The sequence below is a fragment of the Pseudarthrobacter humi genome (genome assembly GCF_024294965.1).
In the GTDB taxonomy this organism is placed as follows: Bacteria; Actinomycetota; Actinomycetes; order Actinomycetales; family Micrococcaceae; genus Arthrobacter; species Arthrobacter humi.
The window spans coordinates 39,399-55,595 of record NZ_JANCLV010000009.1; the positions used below are offsets into that span (position 1 = coordinate 39,399).

Genomic DNA, 16,197 nt, shown 5'->3' on the forward strand with positions numbered 1-16,197 from the left:
TCATAACGACATGTGCCGCTACCCAGTTGGGAGTCTCAGGCCACCAAAGTCACGGGTGAATGATGCACCGGGAAGTTGACGCTCCGGGCGATGAAACAGACGGCGTTGGCTTCGCGGTGAAGCTGTTCAGCCAGATCCACGTGCGCCGCGTCCGCCACGGTCACCCGCGGGTTCAGCATGACGGACTCGAACTGTCCGCTGCCGTCGCGGTTCAGCCGCATCACACCGGTGGCGTCGTCCTGATAGTCGGTCACCACCACCCCGTGCTTCACCGCCACATGCAGGAACGACAGCATATGGCACTGCGCCAGCGCCGCCAGGAGCAGCTGCTCCGGGTTGTAGCGGTCACGATCCCCATGGAACGTCGGATCGGCCGAGCCGGGCAGGACCGGCAGTCCGGGGATCCGGACGTCGTGGTCCCGTGAGTAGCCCCGGTACGACGACGTGCCGTTACCCAGGTTGCCGGTCCACTGCACGGTCAGGGAATAGTGGTGCTCGCCGAGGCCCATCGCGCCGGCCTAGGCTTCGCCCGGCAGGACGTCGGCCGCGCGTGCCCGCAGGGCCCGGGCCACGCCGTCCCGGTTTTCCAGCATCATGCGGCGCAGTGCACTGCTGTCGGCCGGAAGACCGGCGAGGAAAGCATCCGTCCGGTCCACCGTTGCCTGCGTGGTCAGCAGCGCCGGGTAAAGCCCGACGACGATCTGCTGGGCGAGTGCGTGCGTGCGGTTTGCCACGATGCCGGGGACTGCCTCGAAGTACTTTTCCGCGTACGGCTCAAGCAGCGAACGGTCCAGCACCCGCATAAAGCCAGTAACCGCTGAACCCTGGAGCGCATTGGAGAGTTCTCCCGTGACCACGATCGAGTCCCACGCGGCGGCCTTGGCTTCGGCGGTGGGGATGGCGGCCGTGGCCAGCGCCGCGGCGTTCTGTCCGCTGGCAGTGTTGTCGCGTTCCAGTTCGGCGTCGATCTCAGCCTGGCCCAGCCGGCCACCGGCCACCAGCGACGCCAGCAGCTCCCAGCGGAGGTCCTGGTCCACGGCCAGCCCCTCCAGGGTGGCCGTGCCGTCCAGGAGCCCGGCGACAGTGCCCAGCTGGCCCGGGCTGCCGGCCAACAGGGCAAACGACTTCACAAACTGCAGCTGGGCGTCGGACCCGCCAAGTGCCGCGCGGGCCAGATCCCAGAGCGTGTCCACGGCGGCGACCGTTGTGTCCTCGCGGTGCCCGTCGGCCACATAGAAGTTCAGCGTGGTGGCCAGCTGGCGCAGCTGGACCAGGATCACCGACGAATCCGATTCCGCGGCCACGTTGGCCAGGATCAGCTCCACATACCGGCGCGCCGGGGACTCGCCATCGCGGGCGGCATCCCAGGCGGAGTTCCACACCAGGGTTCGCGGCAGGCTCTCGCTGAAGTCCTTCAGGTGCGCCGTTGCCGTGGCAAGGGACTTCTCGTCCAGCCGGACCTTGGCGTAGGCGAGGTCGTCGTCGTTGACCAGGATCAGGTCAGGCTGCGCCAGGCCGGCCAGCTCCGGCACCTCGGTGCGCTCACCGTCCACGTCGAGCTCCTCGCGGTGCACGCGCTCCAGCTTGCCCGCGCTGTTCAGGTTGTAGAACCCGACGGCGAGCCGGTGCGGACGGATGGTGGGCCACTCCTCGACGGCGGACTGCACGATGGTGAAGGACGTCAGCGTCCCGGAGCCGTCCACGGCGAGCTCCGGCTTGAGCGTATTGACGCCGGCGGTCTCCAACCAGAGGCGGCCCCACTGGTCCAGGTCGCGGCCGCTGGCCTTCTCGAGCTCCACCATGAGGTCGCTCAGCTCGGTGTTCTGCCAGGCGTGCTTCGCGAAATACTCCCGGACCCCGGCCATAAACTGTTCCGGACCCACCCAGGCCACCAGCTGGCGCAGGACCGAGGCGCCCTTGGCGTAGGTGATGCCGTCGAAGTTGACCTCCACGTCCTGCAGGTCGCTGATGTCCGCGAAGATCGGGTGAGTGGTGGGCAACTGGTCCTGGCGGTAGGCCCAGGACTTCTCCACCGAGGCGAAAGTTGTCCACGCGCTGGTGAAGGACGTGTTTTCCACGGCTGCGAGGTGGGACATGTATTCGGCGAAGGATTCGTTGAGCCAGAGGTCGTTCCACCAGCGCATCGTCACCAGGTCGCCGAACCACATGTGCGCGAGTTCGTGCAGCACGGTGATGGCCCGGCGCTCGATCTGCGCCCCGGTCACCTTGCTCCGGAATACGTAGCCTTCGAGAATGGTCACCGCGCCGGCATTCTCCATGGCGCCGGCGTTGAACTCGGGCACAAAGAGCTGGTCGTACTTCTCGAACGGGTACGGGAAGCCGAACTGCGCCTCGAAGAATTCGAAGCCCTGACGGGTCAGCTCGAAGATGTTGTCCGCGTCGAGATACTGCATCAGGGACTTCCGGGCAAAAACTCCCAGCGGGATCACGCGGCCGTCGGAACTGGCCACTTCGCTGCGGACCGACTGGTACGGGCCGGCGATCAGGGCGGTGACGTAGGAGGACAGGCGCGGTGTGGGGGCGAACGTCCAGACGGAGCGGGCGCCGCCGTCCTCCCCTGGTGTGGCTTCCACCGGGGCAGGGGTGGGGGAGTTGGAGATGACATCCCAGTGTGACGGCGCCGTGACCGTGAACCTGAAGGTGCCCTTGAGGTCGGGCTGCTCAAACACCGCAAACATCCGGCGCGAATCGGGAACCTCGAACTGCGTGTACAGGTACACCTCGTTGTCCACCGGATCCACAAAGCGGTGAAGGCCTTCGCCGGTGTTCATGTACGGCGCGTCGGCCACCACCGTGAGCTCGTTGGCCGCGGCCAGGTCCGGCAACTGGATCCGGATACCGTCGGAGACTGCCGCAGGGTCCAGGGCGCGCCCATTGAGCGTGACGCTGTGGACGGCATGCGTTACGGCGTCGATGAAAGTGGTGGAACCCGGCACTGCCGTGAACTTCACCGTGGTGGTGGTCCGGAAGACCTTCCCGCCCCTGGTCAGGTCGAGGATGACATCGTAGGAGTCAACGTTGATGAGTGCGGCACGCTCGCGGGCTTCGGCGCGAGTCAGGTTCATACCTGGCAAGTGGGGCCTCCAGAAGGGGTTGCGGTTGCCGGCGGGCGGTGGCCTGCACCGGCACAGTGAAGTCATTCTGTCACGGCCTCCGGCGGGAGTAGCGTTAATGCATGGGAAAGTTCCGGGATTCGGTGGACACCAAGGCACTGCGCTTCGCCGTCGGCTTTCCCATGGTCCTGGCGGCGGCATTTATGTTCTGCGCCTTCTTGCTGCGTCCCGATCTTCCGGACCCCGTAGCCATCAGCTGGACGGCCGACGGCGGCGCCTCCTTTGCCCCGTTCGGCGCCTATGCGGGCGGCGGCGCGCTGCTTATCATCGCCTCAGGCTGGCTGGTGATGTTCCAGGCGGCACCGCTGTCCCGGCCCGCTGTGATGCGCCGGATCATGATGGGGACGGGACTGTTCCTGAGCCTGTTCATCACCAGCGTCCTGGCGGCCGGGCTGGTGGGGCAGGCCGGCTTGGCGGACGCCCGGGAGTCCCGGGTGGATCTCACGGTCCTCGCCTTGGGCAGCGGGGCGGCGTTGTCGCTGGGTGTCATCATGGGCTTCGTGTTCAAGGCCGACCGGCAGTGGTCCCTTGACGATGACCGGGCCCTGGAGCGGGCACTCGCCCGCGAGCTTGACCCGGAGCTGGCGGGGGACACGTTCCGGATGTGGGTGCACGCCCGCAGTTCGGTCTTTGTGATGATCGCGGTGGCAAGCCTGTTCCCGGCCGCGCTGATCGCTGTGGCGCTGCCCTGGCTCGGGGCCCTGGTGGCTGCCCTCGCCGTGGTGGCCGCTGCTTTCCTCTGCGCCCGCGTCAAGGCCGATCGCCGTGGCCTGCGTGTCCTGGTGGCCGGAGTTCTACCGGTCATGGATGTGCCGGCGGCCGCGATCTCCAGCGCAAGTGCCGCGGACGTCCGCGCCGCCGACTACGGCGGGTGGGGCTACCGCAACCACAGCGGCACCGCCGCGATGCTGGTCAGCAGCGGCCCCGCCGTCGTCGTGCATCAAACCGATGGGCGCAACCTTGCGGTCAGCGGCGGCAGTCCGGCATCCGCGGCCCGGCTGGCGGAAGTCCTGACCCGGGTGGCTGCCAGGGCGCACGGGGGCACCCCTGGCGAACGCGCGCCGGAGCCTGAGTCCTAGTAACCTTGTCCCTGATGATCTGACCCTGGCCCGATCCAGCGCTGCTGGCCCCCCGGCGCCGAAACGAACGGATACTGCTGTGACTTCTTCCCCTGCCTTCCCGCGGGTACACATCGCCACCGACCACGCAGGCATGGAACTCAGCGCCCACCTGGTCAGCCACCTCACGGCCAAGGGCTACGACGTGGTGGACCACGGACCCAAGGAATACGACGCCCTGGACGACTACCCGTCCTTCTGCATCAACGCAGCGCTCGCCGTCGTCGCTGACCAGCAGGCAGGCATCCACGCCCTGGGCATCGTCCTGGGCGGCTCGGGCAACGGTGAGCAGATCGCCGCCAACAAGGTCAAGGGGGTCCGCGCAGCCCTCGCCTGGAACCACTCCACCGCAACGTTGGCACGCGAACACAACGACGCCAACGTGGTGGCCGTGGGCGGCCGCCAGCACACCGTCGAGGAAGCAACCGAACTGATCGAGGCGTTCCTGACTGAGCCCTTCAGCAACGACGAAAGGCACGTCCGCCGCATCGGCAAGATCGCGGCTTACGAAACCACCGGCGAGGTCATCGAGTAGTGCCCGAAGGGCATTCAGTCCGCCGCCTGGCGCAACAGTTCGGGGACGTCTTTACCGGGGAGCCGCTGTCCGTCAGCAGCCCGCAGGGCCGGTTCGTTGCCGGCGCAGCCCTGCTGGACGGCCAGATCCTGACGGATTCCTGCGCCCACGGCAAGCACCTCTTCCTGCACTTTGACCACGCCGTGGTGCTGCACGTCCACCTGGGGCTCTACGGGGCATGGGACTTCGGCGGCGACGCGACCTTCCGCGGGGCCTCCAGCATCGGCGCCCCGCGGAAGATCGGGGAGCGCGAGGTTTTCGAGGACCCCGAAATTACCGACGACGCCGGGATGGTTGAGTACGCGGGACCTCCCGAGCCCCGCGGCGCCGTGCGTGTCCGGCTGGTCAGCAAGCATGGTTGGGCGGACCTCCGGGGTGCCACCACCTGTGCGGCCATCACCGAGGCAGAAGCCCGGGCCGTCCTGGCCCGGCTGGGGCCGGATCCGCTGCACAACCATCCCGCGGACAGGACCCGCTTTGTGACGGGCCTTTTGTCCCGCAAGACGTCTATCGCAGCGCTGCTGATGGACCAGAAGGTGATTGCCGGCGTCGGGAATGTCTACCGGGCCGAAGTGCTGTTCCGGCAGCGGCTGGATCCGTGGCTGCCGGGTACCGGACTCTCCAGCGGCGCCGCCGGTCTGTTGTGGGATGACACAGCCGCAGTAATGGCCGACGGCGTCCGCGACGGGCGGATCATCACCACACCGCCGGTGTATTGGGAGCCGGATAACCGGGAACCAGGGGCGCTCCTGCCCGCGGGCGGCGATGCCCACTTTGTGTACAAGCGCGAAGGGCAGCCCTGCCGGGTCTGCGCCGTGCCGGTGGCCATCACCGAAATGGTGGGCCGCAAGCTCTACTGGTGCCCCGGCTGCCAGCAGTAGCCAACCCAGCCGGCCGAACAATAGAGCAGGGCCCCTCAGTGAGGGGCCCTGCTCTATGTGGAGGGGACGACGGGAATCGAACCCGCATCATCAGTTTGGAAGACTGAGGCTTTACCACTAAGCTACGTCCCCGGAAAAATGCGGCTCAGCTGTTGCATCAGGCTGTTCGGCGTTTCTTCGGGCTGGCTGTTGAAGCCGGATACAACTAAACCTAATTCATGCCCCACGTGTCAAATGTGCAAAGAAGGCCCGGATGAACGTAGACTTGCCTGTGCACTTACGGGGTGTAGCTCAGCTTGGCTAGAGCACCTGCTTTGGGAGCAGGAAGTCGCAGGTTCAAATCCTGTCACCCCGACTCTGCGGCTCGGTCCGTGCAAGCGGCCCGGGCAGAAAAATGCGTTTGCAGAAACCCAACCCACAAACCCAGGAGTACTTAGACCGTGAAGAGCGCTGTCGAGAACCTCACCCCCACGCGGGTCAAGCTCAATGTTGAGGTCCCTTTTGAGGAATTGAAGCCCAGCATCGACGAGGCATACAAGACTGTTGCTTCGCAGATCCAGGTCCCTGGCTTCCGTAAGGGCAAGGTCCCGTCCAAGCTGATCGACCAGCGCGTTGGCCGCGGCTACGTCCTGGAGACGGCCATCAACGAAGGCCTCAATGGCTGGTACCAGGCTGCAGTCCAGGAATCCGGCATCCGCCCCCTGAGCCGTCCCGAGGTTGAGATCACCGAAGTTCCGGACCCCACCTCCACGGACGGGGAACTGAAGTTCCACGCCGAGGTGGATATCCGTCCGGAGATCGAACTCCCGGACTATGCCGGCATCAAGGTCGAGGTAGCGGCAGCGGAATCCTCCGACGAAGACGTTGACAAGGCCCTGGACGAACTGCGCGGCCGCTTCGGCACGCTGAAGTCCGTGGACCGCCCGGCCGCCGATGGCGACTTCCTGACCATCGACATCACCGCCACCATTGACGGCGCCGACGTTGATTCCGCGTCCGGCCTGTCCTACCAGGTGGGCACGGAAACCATGCTCGAGGGTCTGGACGAGGCCGTGACCGGCCTCAGCGTTGACGAGGACGCAATCTTCGAAACCACCCTGGTGGGCGGTGACCACGCCGGTGAGTCCGCCCAGGTGAAGGTTGTTGTCAAGGCTGTCAAGGAGCGCGAGCTTCCCGAGGCCGACGACGACTTCGCCCAGCTGGCCTCCGAGTTCGATACCCTCGCCGAACTCCGCGAGGACCTGGCCAAGCAAGCCGCCGACTCCAAGGTTGTTGAGCAGGGCGTAGAGGCCCGCGACAAGGTCCTGGACAAGCTCGTTGAGCTCATTGCGGTTCCGGTTCCGGACTCCGTGGTCGACGAGCAGGTCGACGCCCACTTCAAGGAGGGCAACGGCCACGGTGAAGGCGAACACGACACCGAGGAGCACCGCGAAGAGGTCAAGGCCAACACCGCCCGCGCCTTCCAGAACGAAGTCATCCTTGACGCCATTGCCGAAAAGGAAGAAGTCAATGTCAGCCAGGCCGAGCTGATCGACTACATCGTCAGCGCCGCCAGCCAGTACGGCATGGACCCGAACCAGTTCGCCCAGATCATTGATCAGAGCGGCCAGGTTCCCATGATGGTTTCCGAGGTCCGCCGCAGGAAGGCACTGGCTGTTGTCCTGGGCCAGGCCACCGTGACCGACACCGACGGCAAGACCGTTGACCTCAGCGACTTCGTCCGCCCCGGCGGCGAAGAAGAGGCTCCCGCCGTTGAGGCTGGGGCTACTAAAGGCACCACCGCCGAGACCGAGGCCACTCCGAGTGACGACCCGGCAGCCGTGAAGTTCTAGCACGCCCCTGGCAGTGCGACTGAAGGCAGCCCCCGGACCTATTGGTCCGGGGGCTGCCTTGGTTAACGGGCGGTCGCGGGGATCGTGCGCCGTCAGCGAACAGCGCGATTCCCGCGAACAAATCGGCCACCAAACCGGTTAGTGTCCAAGTAGTGAAGTTCAGTGATGTCACCGTCACCAGCGAGAGGTAAGTACACATGTCACAGCACGCAGAGGCCCCCCGGATGGCGACTGTAGATCCGGCCGCCCAGGACAACTACATCTACAACCGCCTCCTGAAGGAACGCATCATCTGGCTGGGCTCCGAGGTGCGTGACGACAACGCCAACGCCATCTGCTCGCAGCTGCTGCTCCTGTCCGCCGAGAACCCGGAAAAGGACATCTACCTTTACATCAACTCTCCAGGCGGCTCCGTGACCGCGGGCATGGCCATCTATGACACCATGCAGTTCATCCCGAACGACGTCGTCACCGTCGCCACCGGCCTGGCAGCCTCCATGGGCCAGTTCCTGCTCTCCTCCGGCACCAAGGGCAAGCGCTACGCCACCCCCAACGCCCGCGTCCTGATGCACCAGCCCTCCGGCGGCATCGGCGGCACGGCCTCGGACATTAAGATCCAGGCCGAGCTGATCCTGCACATGAAGAAGGTCATGGCCGAATTGACCGCGGACCAGACCGGCCAGTCCGTGGAAACCATCCTCAAGGACAACGACCGCGACAAGTGGTTCACCGCGCCTGAAGCCCTCGAATACGGCTTCTTCGACAAGATTGCGGCCCACGCCGGTTCCGTCTCCGGCGGCGGCGGCACCGCCAACGGCACCTCCGGCGAGTCGGCAACCGAGAAGTAACCCGGCACTTTCGAACTTTTCAGATCAGGAGCAACAAAAATGACTTACAACTTCGGATCGACTGCCGGTAACCTTCCGACCAGCCGCTACGTACTTCCCCAGTTCGAAGAGCGCACGCCGTATGGCTTCAAGCGCCAGGACCCGTACACCAAACTGTTCGAGGACCGCATCATCTTCCTCGGTGTCCAGATCGACGACGCCTCGGCTGACGACGTGATGGCACAGCTGCTGGTTCTCGAGTCCACGGACCCGGACCGCGACATCACGCTCTACATCAACTCCCCGGGCGGGTCCTTCACCGCCATGACCGCGATCTACGACACCATGACGTACATCCGGCCCGAGATCCAGACCGTCTGCCTCGGCCAGGCCGCCAGCGCTGCCGCCGTGATCCTCGCAGCGGGCACGCCTGGCAAGCGCCTCGCCCTGCCCAACGCCCGTGTCCTGATCCACCAGCCGGCACTTTCCGGCGGCCAGGGCGGCCAGGCCTCGGACCTTGAGATCCAGGCTGCGGAAGTTATGCGGATGCGCTCGTGGCTTGAGGACACGCTGGCCCACCACTCGGGCCGCACCCCGGAGCAGGTCAACAACGATATTGAGCGTGACAAGATCCTGACCGCGGCCGAGGCGCTCGATTACGGCCTCATTGACCAGGTGCTTGATTCCCGCAAGATGAAGCCCCAGGCCATCACTCGGTAACAAGGCTCTTCAACGGCCGGTGCGGTCCAGTAATTTGGGCCGCACCGGCCTTCGCTTTCCACCCTTGGACGCAATTGTGACCTAGAGTGGAAGGTGTCACGGCCGGTCCTCCCAGGCCCGCCACGATTCCAGCAACGGTGCACAGCTGCCTGGCAGCAAGATACTAAAGGGGTTCACATATGGCTCGGATTGGCGAGAGCACGGATCTGCTGAAGTGTTCTTTCTGCGGAAAGAGCCAGAAGCAGGTGCGGAAGCTTATAGCCGGGCCCGGTGTCTACATCTGCGACGAATGCATTGAGCTCTGCAACGAGATCATTGAGGAAGAGCTCGCCGAAGTCGCCGATCTGGGAAGCTTCGAACTGCCCAAGCCCCGCGAAATCTTTGACTTCCTGCAGGAATACGTCATCGGCCAGGAACCTGCCAAGCGGTCCCTCGCCGTCGCCGTCTACAACCACTACAAGCGGATCCAGGCCGGCCACGCACCGAAGAGCGGCAGCCTCGCCGAGGGCGGCCACCACGACGACGTCGAAATCGCCAAGTCCAACATCCTCCTGATCGGCCCCACGGGCTGCGGCAAAACCTACCTGGCCCAGACACTGGCGCGGCGGTTGAATGTTCCGTTTGCTGTTGCCGACGCCACGGCACTCACCGAAGCCGGCTATGTGGGTGAGGACGTGGAGAACATCCTCCTCAAGCTTATCCAGTCAGCGGATTACGACGTCAAAAAGGCCGAACAGGGCATCATCTACATCGACGAAATCGACAAGATTTCGCGCAAGAGCGAGAATCCCTCCATTACCCGGGACGTCTCCGGTGAGGGCGTGCAGCAGGCCCTCCTGAAGATCCTCGAAGGAACCGTCGCCTCCGTTCCGCCCCAGGGCGGACGCAAGCACCCCCACCAGGAATTCATCCAGATCGACACCACCAACGTGCTGTTTATCGTGGCGGGCGCCTTTGCCGGGCTGGAGGAGATCATCGGTTCGCGTTCCGGACGCAAAGGCATTGGCTTCGGCGCCCCACTCAACGATGCCAGCAACAAGGTGGACTCCTACGGTGAAGTGATGCCCGAGGACCTCCTGAAGTTCGGTCTGATCCCGGAATTCATCGGCCGCCTTCCCGTGATCACCACGGTCTCCAGCCTGGACCGCGACGCGCTCATCCAGATCCTCTCCACGCCGAAGAACGCGCTGGTCAAGCAGTACCAGAAGATGTTCCAGATCGACGGCGTGGAACTCGTCTTCGATGACGACGCCCTCAATGCCATCGCCGACCAGGCCCTGGAGCGTGGCACCGGTGCCCGGGGCCTGCGCGCCATCATGGAGGAAGTGCTGCTCCCGGTCATGTTCGACCTCCCCAGCCGCGAAGACGTGGCCAGCGTGGTCATCACCGCCGACGTTGTCCTCAGCAAGGCCGAGCCAACCCTCATTCCGCACGTGACCAAGCGTCGCAAGTCCGCCTGACACGTCCGCCACGCCGCCTGACACATCCGCCTTCCGCCCCCGCATGCCCAGGAACAGAGGACTCACGCATGACTGAAAAAACCATCAACCAGGCCGACTTTTGGTTTGATCCGCTGTGCCCGTTCGCCTGGATCACCTCACGCTGGATCGGCGAGGTTGAGGCTGTCCGCGACATCAAAACCGTGTGGCATGTTATGAGCCTCTCTGTCCTGAACGAAGGCCGGGACCTGGAACCCGCGTACCGCGAAGCCATGGACACCGCATGGGGCCCGGTCCGGGTCATCATTGCGGCCCAGGAGCAGCACGGCGACCACGTGGTGAAGCCGCTCTACGATGCCATGGGCACCCTGATCCACCTTGGCGGGGAGAAGGACTTCGGCGTTGTCATCAGCAAGGCACTGGCGGAGTGCGGACTCCCGGCCGGCCTGGCAGACGTTGCCGCAATGGACGCTTTTGACACCCAGCTGAGGGCCAGCCATGAGGAGGGCATCTCGCTGGTGGGCCAGGACGTCGGCACGCCGGTTGTTGCCTTCAACGGAACTGCTTTCTTCGGCCCCGTGCTGACCCGCATCCCGCGCGGCGAGCAGGCGGGCCGGCTGTGGGATGCCACCGTCACACTCGCCTCGTACCCGCACTTCTTCGAGATTAAGCGCAGCCGCAGCGAACGTCCCGAATTCAACTGACGCAGACAGCAAAGAGCCCCGGACGAACTACTCTGATGTAGTTCGTCCGGGGCTCTTGCGTATCTAAACCGGCGGGACAACAATAGTTCTTACCCACTTCGAAAGAAGCGGGACGCAGGAACCAAAGATTCAGTGATATGTATCCGACGCAGCCATCGGCAAAGTCAGATACAAGCTACCAGTGACGAGGTAGGAAGACCTGAAGATCCAAGGATCCTGCCAGACCATCAAAGACGTCACCAGGATGGCCGAAAAGTCGAAGCCCCACCAACGGCAAAACGCTGATGGGGCTTCCCCTTTGCCCAAAAACAGGTCAGGCCCTGGGCTGTTCCTCCGGAGCGGCCAGCACGACATCGCTGACGGTCAGTTCGCCGTCGCCTGCCACGAGGGTCAGTTCGCGGGCGTTCGAGGCTGCCTTCAGATCGCCCAGTCCGGCCTTCAACTGCGTGGTCAGGGATTCCGACGCCGTGATGGTGGCGGAGAGGACCTCGGTGCGCTGCTTGACCTTGGCCTCGGACTTTGCCTTGCGGACACCGCTCAGCGCCGTGCCAACGGTGGCAAGCAGGGTAGTGTCGCCGTCCACGTCCACTGCCGTGGGCCACTGTGCACGGTGTACGGAGCCGTTGCGCCACCAGCCCCAGACCTCTTCCGTGGCGAAGGGCAGGAACGGGGCGAACAGGCGCAGCAGGGTGTCCAGGCTGGTGGCAAGAGCTGCCAGCACGGAGGCCTGCTCAGCGTCGCCGGCGGCACCGTAGGCGCGGTCCTTGATGAGCTCCACGTAATCGTCCGTGAACTGCCAGAAGAAGCTCTCAGTGATCTGCAGGGCCCGGGCGTAGTCATAATTCTCGAACGCCTTGGTGGACTGGCCCACCACCTCCGCCAGCTGGGCCAGCACCGCGCGGTCCAGCGGGTTGGTCAGCACCGAGAGATCGGTGGAGACCACGGAATTCTCCGTCGCGCCCAGGTTCAGGACGAACTTTGAGGCGTTCAGCAACTTGATGGCCAGGCGGCGGCCGATCTTCATCTGCGCGATCTCGTATGCCGTATCCGCGCCGAGCTTGGCGGACGTGGCCCAGTAGCGGACGGCGTCGGAGCCGAATTCGTCCAGCACATCGGTGGGAACCACCACGTTGCCCTTGGACTTGGACATCTTCTTCCGGTCCGGGTCCAGGATCCAGCCGGAGATGGCGGCATGCTTCCACGGCGCGGCGTGCTGCAGCGCATCAGCCTGGACTACCGAGGAGAACAGCCAGGTGCGGATGATGTCGTGGCCCTGGGGGCGCAGGTCAAACGGGAAGACCTTGGCGAAGAGGTCCTCGTCCCGGCTCCAGCCGCCCACAATCTGCGGCGTCAGGGACGACGTGGCCCACGTATCCAGGATGTCGGCGTCGCCGGCGAAGCCACCGGGAACACCGCGCTGGGCTTCGTCGTAACCCGGTGCGGCATCGGCCGCAGGGTCAACCGGCAGCTGCTCATCCAGGGGCACGATCGGGGCGTCGTACCGCGGGTTGCCGTCGGTGTCCAGCGGGTACCAGACGGGAATGGGCACACCGAAGAAGCGCTGGCGGGACACGAGCCAGTCCCCGTTCAGCCCGGAGATCCAGTTTTCGAAGCGGGACCGCATAAAGGCCGGGTGGAAGTCGATCTCCTGGCCGCGCGCGATCAGGCGGGCGCGGCGCTCTTCGTCGCGGCCGCCGTTGCGGTAGTACCACTGGCGTGAGGTGACAACCTCGAGGGGCTTGTCGCCCTTTTCGTAGAAGTTCACCGGGTGCATGATCTTCTTCGGTTCGCCGTCGATCAGATCTTCGGCGGCCAGGAGCTCCACCACTGCTTCCTTGGCGCTGAAGACGGTCTTGCCGGCAATGGCTTCGTAGGCGGTGCGCCCTGCATCGGTGGTGATCCAGTCCGGGGTTTCGCCGACGATCCGGCCGTCCCGGCCCACGATGGCACGGGTGGGCAGCTGGAGTTCCCGCCACCAGGTGACGTCGGTGAGGTCACCGAACGTGCACACCATGGCGATGCCGGAGCCCTTGTCCGCCTTGGCCAGCGGGTGGGCCTTGACCTCAACCTCAACACCGAAGACCGGGGACGTGACCATCTTGCCGAACAGCGGCTGGTACCGCTCGTCGTCGGGGTTTGCAACGAGGGCGGCGCAGGCTGCCAGCAGTTCGGGACGGGTGGTCTCGACATAGATCTTCTCGCCGTCTTCGGTGAAGAACGGATAGCGGTAGTACGCGCCGGCAACTTCGCGGTCTTCGAGTTCCGCCTGGGCCACGGCCGTGCGGAAGGTGATGTCCCAGAGAGTTGGCGCTTCGGCCATGTACGCATCGCCGGCTGCCAGGTTGGCCAGGAAGGCGCGCTGGGAGACTTCGCGGGAGGCGTCATCGATGGTCCGGTACGTCAGCTGCCAGTCCACGGAAAGACCGAGCTGCTGGAAGAGGCTTTCGAAGACCTTCTCGTCCTCCACGGCAAGTTCTTCACACAGCTCGATGAAGTTCCGGCGCGAGACGACGTCAAAATCGCGCTGGTTCTTGGCGGGCTCGGCCGGAGCGCGGTAGCCGGCGTCGTACGGGATGGCCGGGTCGCAGCGCACGCCGTAGTAGTTCTGGACGCGGCGCTCGGTGGGCAGGCCGTTGTCATCCCAACCCATCGGGTAGAACACGTTCTTGCCGGTCATGCGCTGGTAGCGGGCCAACACGTCCGTCTGCGTGAAGGAGAACATGTGCCCCACGTGCAGGGAGCCGGACGCCGTGGGTGGGGGAGTGTCGATCGAGTAGACCTGCTCCCGGGTGGTGTCCGGGTTGAACTTGTAGGTCCCTTCGGCAAGCCAGCGCTGCGTGAGGGCAGCTTCGAGCCCCTCAAGGGCGGGCTTGTCCGGAACGTTGATAGGGGCGGTGGAGGGCGTGTCTGTACCCTGAGTGTCTTCAGCCATCTGGCAATTGTTTCATGACCAGGACTTCATCCGGCGACATCGCTCCACGTATGCCACCGGCCGGGCCCGTTAGGGTGGTGCCATGACTGAAGATTCACTGAACAAGACAGCAGTAGTAACGGGCGCCAGCACCGGCATCGGCGAGGCGACCGTGCGGGCATTGCGGGCGGAAAACTGGACGGTATTCGCTGTGGCACGCCGCGCCGAACGCCTCGCCGCGCTGGAAGCGGAGACCGGCGCCGTCGGAATTCCCGCTGACATCACCGAGGACGACGACGTCGCCCGGCTCCTTGCCCGCGTCACCGAAGCCGGCGGCGTGGGGACGCTCATCAACATCGCCGGCGGGGCCCGGGGTGCTGACCTGGTGGGCGAGGCCAACACCGAGGACTGGGAGTGGATGTTCCGGGTCAACGTCCTCGGCACCGTGAAGCTCACCCGGGCGTTCCTGCCGATGCTCCGTGCCACCGGCGAAGGAACTGTCCTGAACCTGACGTCGACCGCCGGACTGGTGGCCTACGAGGGCGGCGGCGGCTACAACGCCGCCAAGTTTGCCCAGCACGCACTGACCGGTGCCCTCCGGCTGGAAGAGGCGGAACACAACATCCGCGTCATCGAGGTAGCCCCGGGCCTTGTCCGCACCGAAGAGTTCGCGCTCAACCGCTTTGGTGACCAGGACGCCGCGGAGAAGGTTTACGAGGGCGTGGAGAAGCCCCTGACCGCAGCCGACGTCGCCGACGTGGTGCGCTACGCCGTCAGCGCGCCGCACCATGTCAACCTGGACCAGATCGTGATCCGGCCCGTTGCGCAGGCGGCCACGCACAAGCTGATCCGCAAGCGTTAGGGAAGGCGGATCTCCAGGGTAGCGATCACTGCAGCGTGGTCGGTACCGTTGACCGGGTGGACCGAGTACCCCGAACCTGAAACGTCAGGGCTGGTCACCACATGGTCCAGAGTCACTCCGGGAAGGCTGTAATCCCGCATCGGCCAGGTGGGGATGAGCCGGCTGCCCAACGCGGTTGCAACATCCACCAGTTTCAGGCCGCCGCCGGCCCCCTCCAGCATCGCGCGGAATTCCCAGTGGTCATATGTCGCGTTGAAATCGCCGGCCAGAAGCGTAGGACCGGCTCCGCTGCCTGCCCGGGCCACCGCTGCAAGGTCACTTCGCCATTGATGAACGGCACTGTCCACGGGCGCGTGCGTGTGCACATTGATGACCGTCAGGCCGGCGCCGGCGCCCGGGTCGCCGGTCTCAAGCCGGACAACCGGCATACTGAACGCTGTGTCAGGGACCAGTCCCACCTCCTTGAGCGGGAAAGACGAGTAGACGGCGCTGCCGGCCGCTCCGTTCCGGGGATGGGATACGCGGTGGGGAAGCACGCTGCCCAGGTCCGCACGCGCCAGCCGCTTCTCCAGCTCCAGGCTGTGCTCCTGGACGGTCAGCAGGCCAACATGGTGGTCCTTGACCAGCCGGACGATGGCGGCGCTATCAGCACCTCCGAGCCGGGCATTGAGGTTCATGACTGTCAGCTTCGCCGCGGCCGGGGCATCCGGCCCCCGGACCTGGGGGTACCCTCCCTGCCGGGCCAGGAACACCTCCGGCGGGAACAGCCAGATAAGCTGTGCGGTCAGCAGGATTGCCGCCGGCAGGATAGCCCAGGCACGCCGGCTGGGCAGTGCCAACAACACCGCGGCCGCGGCGAGGAATGCCAGCCACGGCGTAAAGGCCACCACCTGTACCACAAGCGGCGGCCACGGCGCCGGGACGGTGCGGAACCAGGACACCACCACAACAGGTGCCGCAACCAGGCCAGCAGACCACAGCCAGCCGCGGTGTGCACGATGGCCCATCAGGGACCGGAACAAGTCGCCCGGGAGTCTGTCATGGCACGAGTCTAAAGAGTCGCCGCCCTGGCGTCTCCCGTTGATTGGATCGGCTGTGCCATGAAGCCCAACGTTTACCGTCCGGACGCACTCCGGCCAGCCCGCTGTGGCTCGGCGTTGTCCGCAGGACGGCACTGTAGCAGGCGCAAACTGCA

At 65.2% G+C, this 16,197-nt stretch carries 13 protein-coding genes and 2 tRNA genes; 10 read left to right on the top strand and 5 right to left on the bottom strand.

Going from position 1 to position 16,197, the window contains the following annotated elements; all coding sequences use genetic code 11:
* Positions 1-35 precede the first annotated feature (35 nt).
* Both NFC73_RS13675 and pepN read right to left on the bottom strand, forming a co-directional pair.
* Positions 36-509 carry an OsmC family protein gene (locus NFC73_RS13675; RefSeq protein ID WP_254751052.1) on the bottom strand — a complete coding sequence of 158 codons (474 nt, stop codon included), beginning with the start codon at positions 507-509 and terminating at the stop codon, positions 36-38.
* Between the two features lie 9 nt (positions 510-518).
* Positions 519-3,086, bottom strand: coding sequence for an aminopeptidase N (gene pepN / locus NFC73_RS13680; RefSeq protein ID WP_254751054.1), 2,568 nt, complete (start codon positions 3,084-3,086; stop codon positions 519-521).
* Between the two features lie 110 nt (positions 3,087-3,196).
* Between pepN and NFC73_RS13685 the strand changes: the two genes are divergently transcribed.
* From NFC73_RS13685 to NFC73_RS13695, 3 genes are all read left to right on the top strand, one after another.
* A complete protein-coding gene (locus tag NFC73_RS13685; protein ID WP_254751056.1) occupies positions 3,197-4,213 on the top strand; it encodes a hypothetical protein in 1,017 nt (338 codons plus the stop codon).
* A 79-nt stretch (positions 4,214-4,292) separates the two neighbouring features.
* Positions 4,293-4,787 (top strand): ribose-5-phosphate isomerase, encoded by a 495-nt coding sequence (locus tag NFC73_RS13690; protein WP_254751058.1) that lies wholly within the window; start codon positions 4,293-4,295, stop codon positions 4,785-4,787.
* On the top strand, positions 4,787-5,707 hold the full coding sequence (locus tag NFC73_RS13695) for an Fpg/Nei family DNA glycosylase (RefSeq protein WP_254751060.1): 921 nt from the start codon (positions 4,787-4,789) through the stop codon (positions 5,705-5,707). Before NFC73_RS13690 ends, NFC73_RS13695 begins: the two co-directional genes overlap by 1 nt.
* 58 nt (positions 5,708-5,765) lie before the next feature.
* On the opposite strand, the gene NFC73_RS13700 is transcribed toward NFC73_RS13695, so the two are convergent.
* A tRNA-Gly gene (locus NFC73_RS13700) sits at positions 5,766-5,839 on the bottom strand.
* 148 nt (positions 5,840-5,987) lie between these two features.
* Between NFC73_RS13700 and NFC73_RS13705 the strand changes: the two genes are divergently transcribed.
* The 6 genes from NFC73_RS13705 to NFC73_RS13730 all read left to right on the top strand — a co-directional run bounded on the left by NFC73_RS13705 (position 5,988) and on the right by NFC73_RS13730 (position 11,229).
* Positions 5,988-6,062: transfer RNA gene (locus tag NFC73_RS13705), tRNA-Pro, on the top strand.
* Positions 6,063-6,147: 85 nt separating this feature from the next.
* The gene (gene tig, locus NFC73_RS13710; protein ID WP_254751062.1) at positions 6,148-7,539 is read left to right on the top strand and encodes a trigger factor; all 1,392 of its coding nucleotides are present in this window, start codon (positions 6,148-6,150) and stop codon (positions 7,537-7,539) included.
* Between the two features lie 224 nt (positions 7,540-7,763).
* Positions 7,764-8,387 (top strand): ATP-dependent Clp protease proteolytic subunit, encoded by a 624-nt coding sequence (locus tag NFC73_RS13715; RefSeq protein ID WP_254751233.1) that lies wholly within the window; start codon positions 7,764-7,766, stop codon positions 8,385-8,387.
* 39 nt (positions 8,388-8,426) lie between these two features.
* Positions 8,427-9,086, top strand: coding sequence for an ATP-dependent Clp protease proteolytic subunit (locus NFC73_RS13720; RefSeq protein WP_190988153.1), 660 nt, complete (start codon positions 8,427-8,429; stop codon positions 9,084-9,086).
* Positions 9,087-9,265: 179 nt separating this feature from the next.
* Positions 9,266-10,546 (top strand): ATP-dependent Clp protease ATP-binding subunit ClpX, encoded by a 1,281-nt coding sequence (gene clpX / locus NFC73_RS13725; protein WP_056340575.1) that lies wholly within the window; start codon positions 9,266-9,268, stop codon positions 10,544-10,546.
* A 68-nt stretch (positions 10,547-10,614) separates the two neighbouring features.
* The gene (locus NFC73_RS13730) at positions 10,615-11,229 is read left to right on the top strand and encodes a mycothiol-dependent nitroreductase Rv2466c family protein (RefSeq protein ID WP_254751064.1); all 615 of its coding nucleotides are present in this window, start codon (positions 10,615-10,617) and stop codon (positions 11,227-11,229) included.
* 313 nt (positions 11,230-11,542) lie between these two features.
* On the opposite strand, the gene valS is transcribed toward NFC73_RS13730, so the two are convergent.
* Positions 11,543-14,161, bottom strand: coding sequence for a valine--tRNA ligase (gene valS / locus NFC73_RS13735; RefSeq protein ID WP_254751066.1), 2,619 nt, complete (start codon positions 14,159-14,161; stop codon positions 11,543-11,545).
* 82 nt (positions 14,162-14,243) lie between these two features.
* Here valS and NFC73_RS13740 point away from each other — a divergent pair, with 82 nt between their 5' ends.
* Entirely contained in the window at positions 14,244-15,002 is a 759-nt protein-coding gene (locus tag NFC73_RS13740; protein ID WP_254751068.1) for an SDR family oxidoreductase, read from the top strand.
* Here NFC73_RS13740 and NFC73_RS13745 read toward each other — a convergent pair.
* Positions 14,999-16,009, bottom strand: a complete 1,011-nt coding sequence (locus NFC73_RS13745; RefSeq protein ID WP_254751070.1) for an endonuclease/exonuclease/phosphatase family protein — start codon at positions 16,007-16,009, stop codon at positions 14,999-15,001. The genes NFC73_RS13740 and NFC73_RS13745 overlap by 4 nt on opposite strands.
* Positions 16,010-16,197: the final 188 nt, after the last annotated feature.

What these genes read in the sequence shown, in the direction of transcription:
- pepN (WP_254751054.1), bottom strand. Translation starts at nt 3,086, where the DNA reads ATGAACCTGACTCGCGCCGAAGCCCGCGAGCGTGCCGCACTCATCAAC.
- NFC73_RS13675 (WP_254751052.1), bottom strand. Translation starts at nt 509, where the DNA reads ATGGGCCTCGGCGAGCACCACTATTCCCTGACCGTGCAGTGGACCGGC.
- NFC73_RS13740 (WP_254751068.1), top strand. Translation starts at nt 14,244, where the DNA reads ATGACTGAAGATTCACTGAACAAGACAGCAGTAGTAACGGGCGCCAGC.
- clpX (WP_056340575.1), top strand. Translation starts at nt 9,266, where the DNA reads ATGGCTCGGATTGGCGAGAGCACGGATCTGCTGAAGTGTTCTTTCTGC.
- valS (WP_254751066.1), bottom strand. Translation starts at nt 14,161, where the DNA reads ATGGCTGAAGACACTCAGGGTACAGACACGCCCTCCACCGCCCCTATC.
- NFC73_RS13745 (WP_254751070.1), bottom strand. Translation starts at nt 16,009, where the DNA reads ATGGGCCATCGTGCACACCGCGGCTGGCTGTGGTCTGCTGGCCTGGTT.
- NFC73_RS13685 (WP_254751056.1), top strand. Translation starts at nt 3,197, where the DNA reads ATGGGAAAGTTCCGGGATTCGGTGGACACCAAGGCACTGCGCTTCGCC.
- NFC73_RS13715 (WP_254751233.1), top strand. Translation starts at nt 7,764, where the DNA reads ATGGCGACTGTAGATCCGGCCGCCCAGGACAACTACATCTACAACCGC.
- NFC73_RS13730 (WP_254751064.1), top strand. Translation starts at nt 10,615, where the DNA reads ATGACTGAAAAAACCATCAACCAGGCCGACTTTTGGTTTGATCCGCTG.
- NFC73_RS13720 (WP_190988153.1), top strand. Translation starts at nt 8,427, where the DNA reads ATGACTTACAACTTCGGATCGACTGCCGGTAACCTTCCGACCAGCCGC.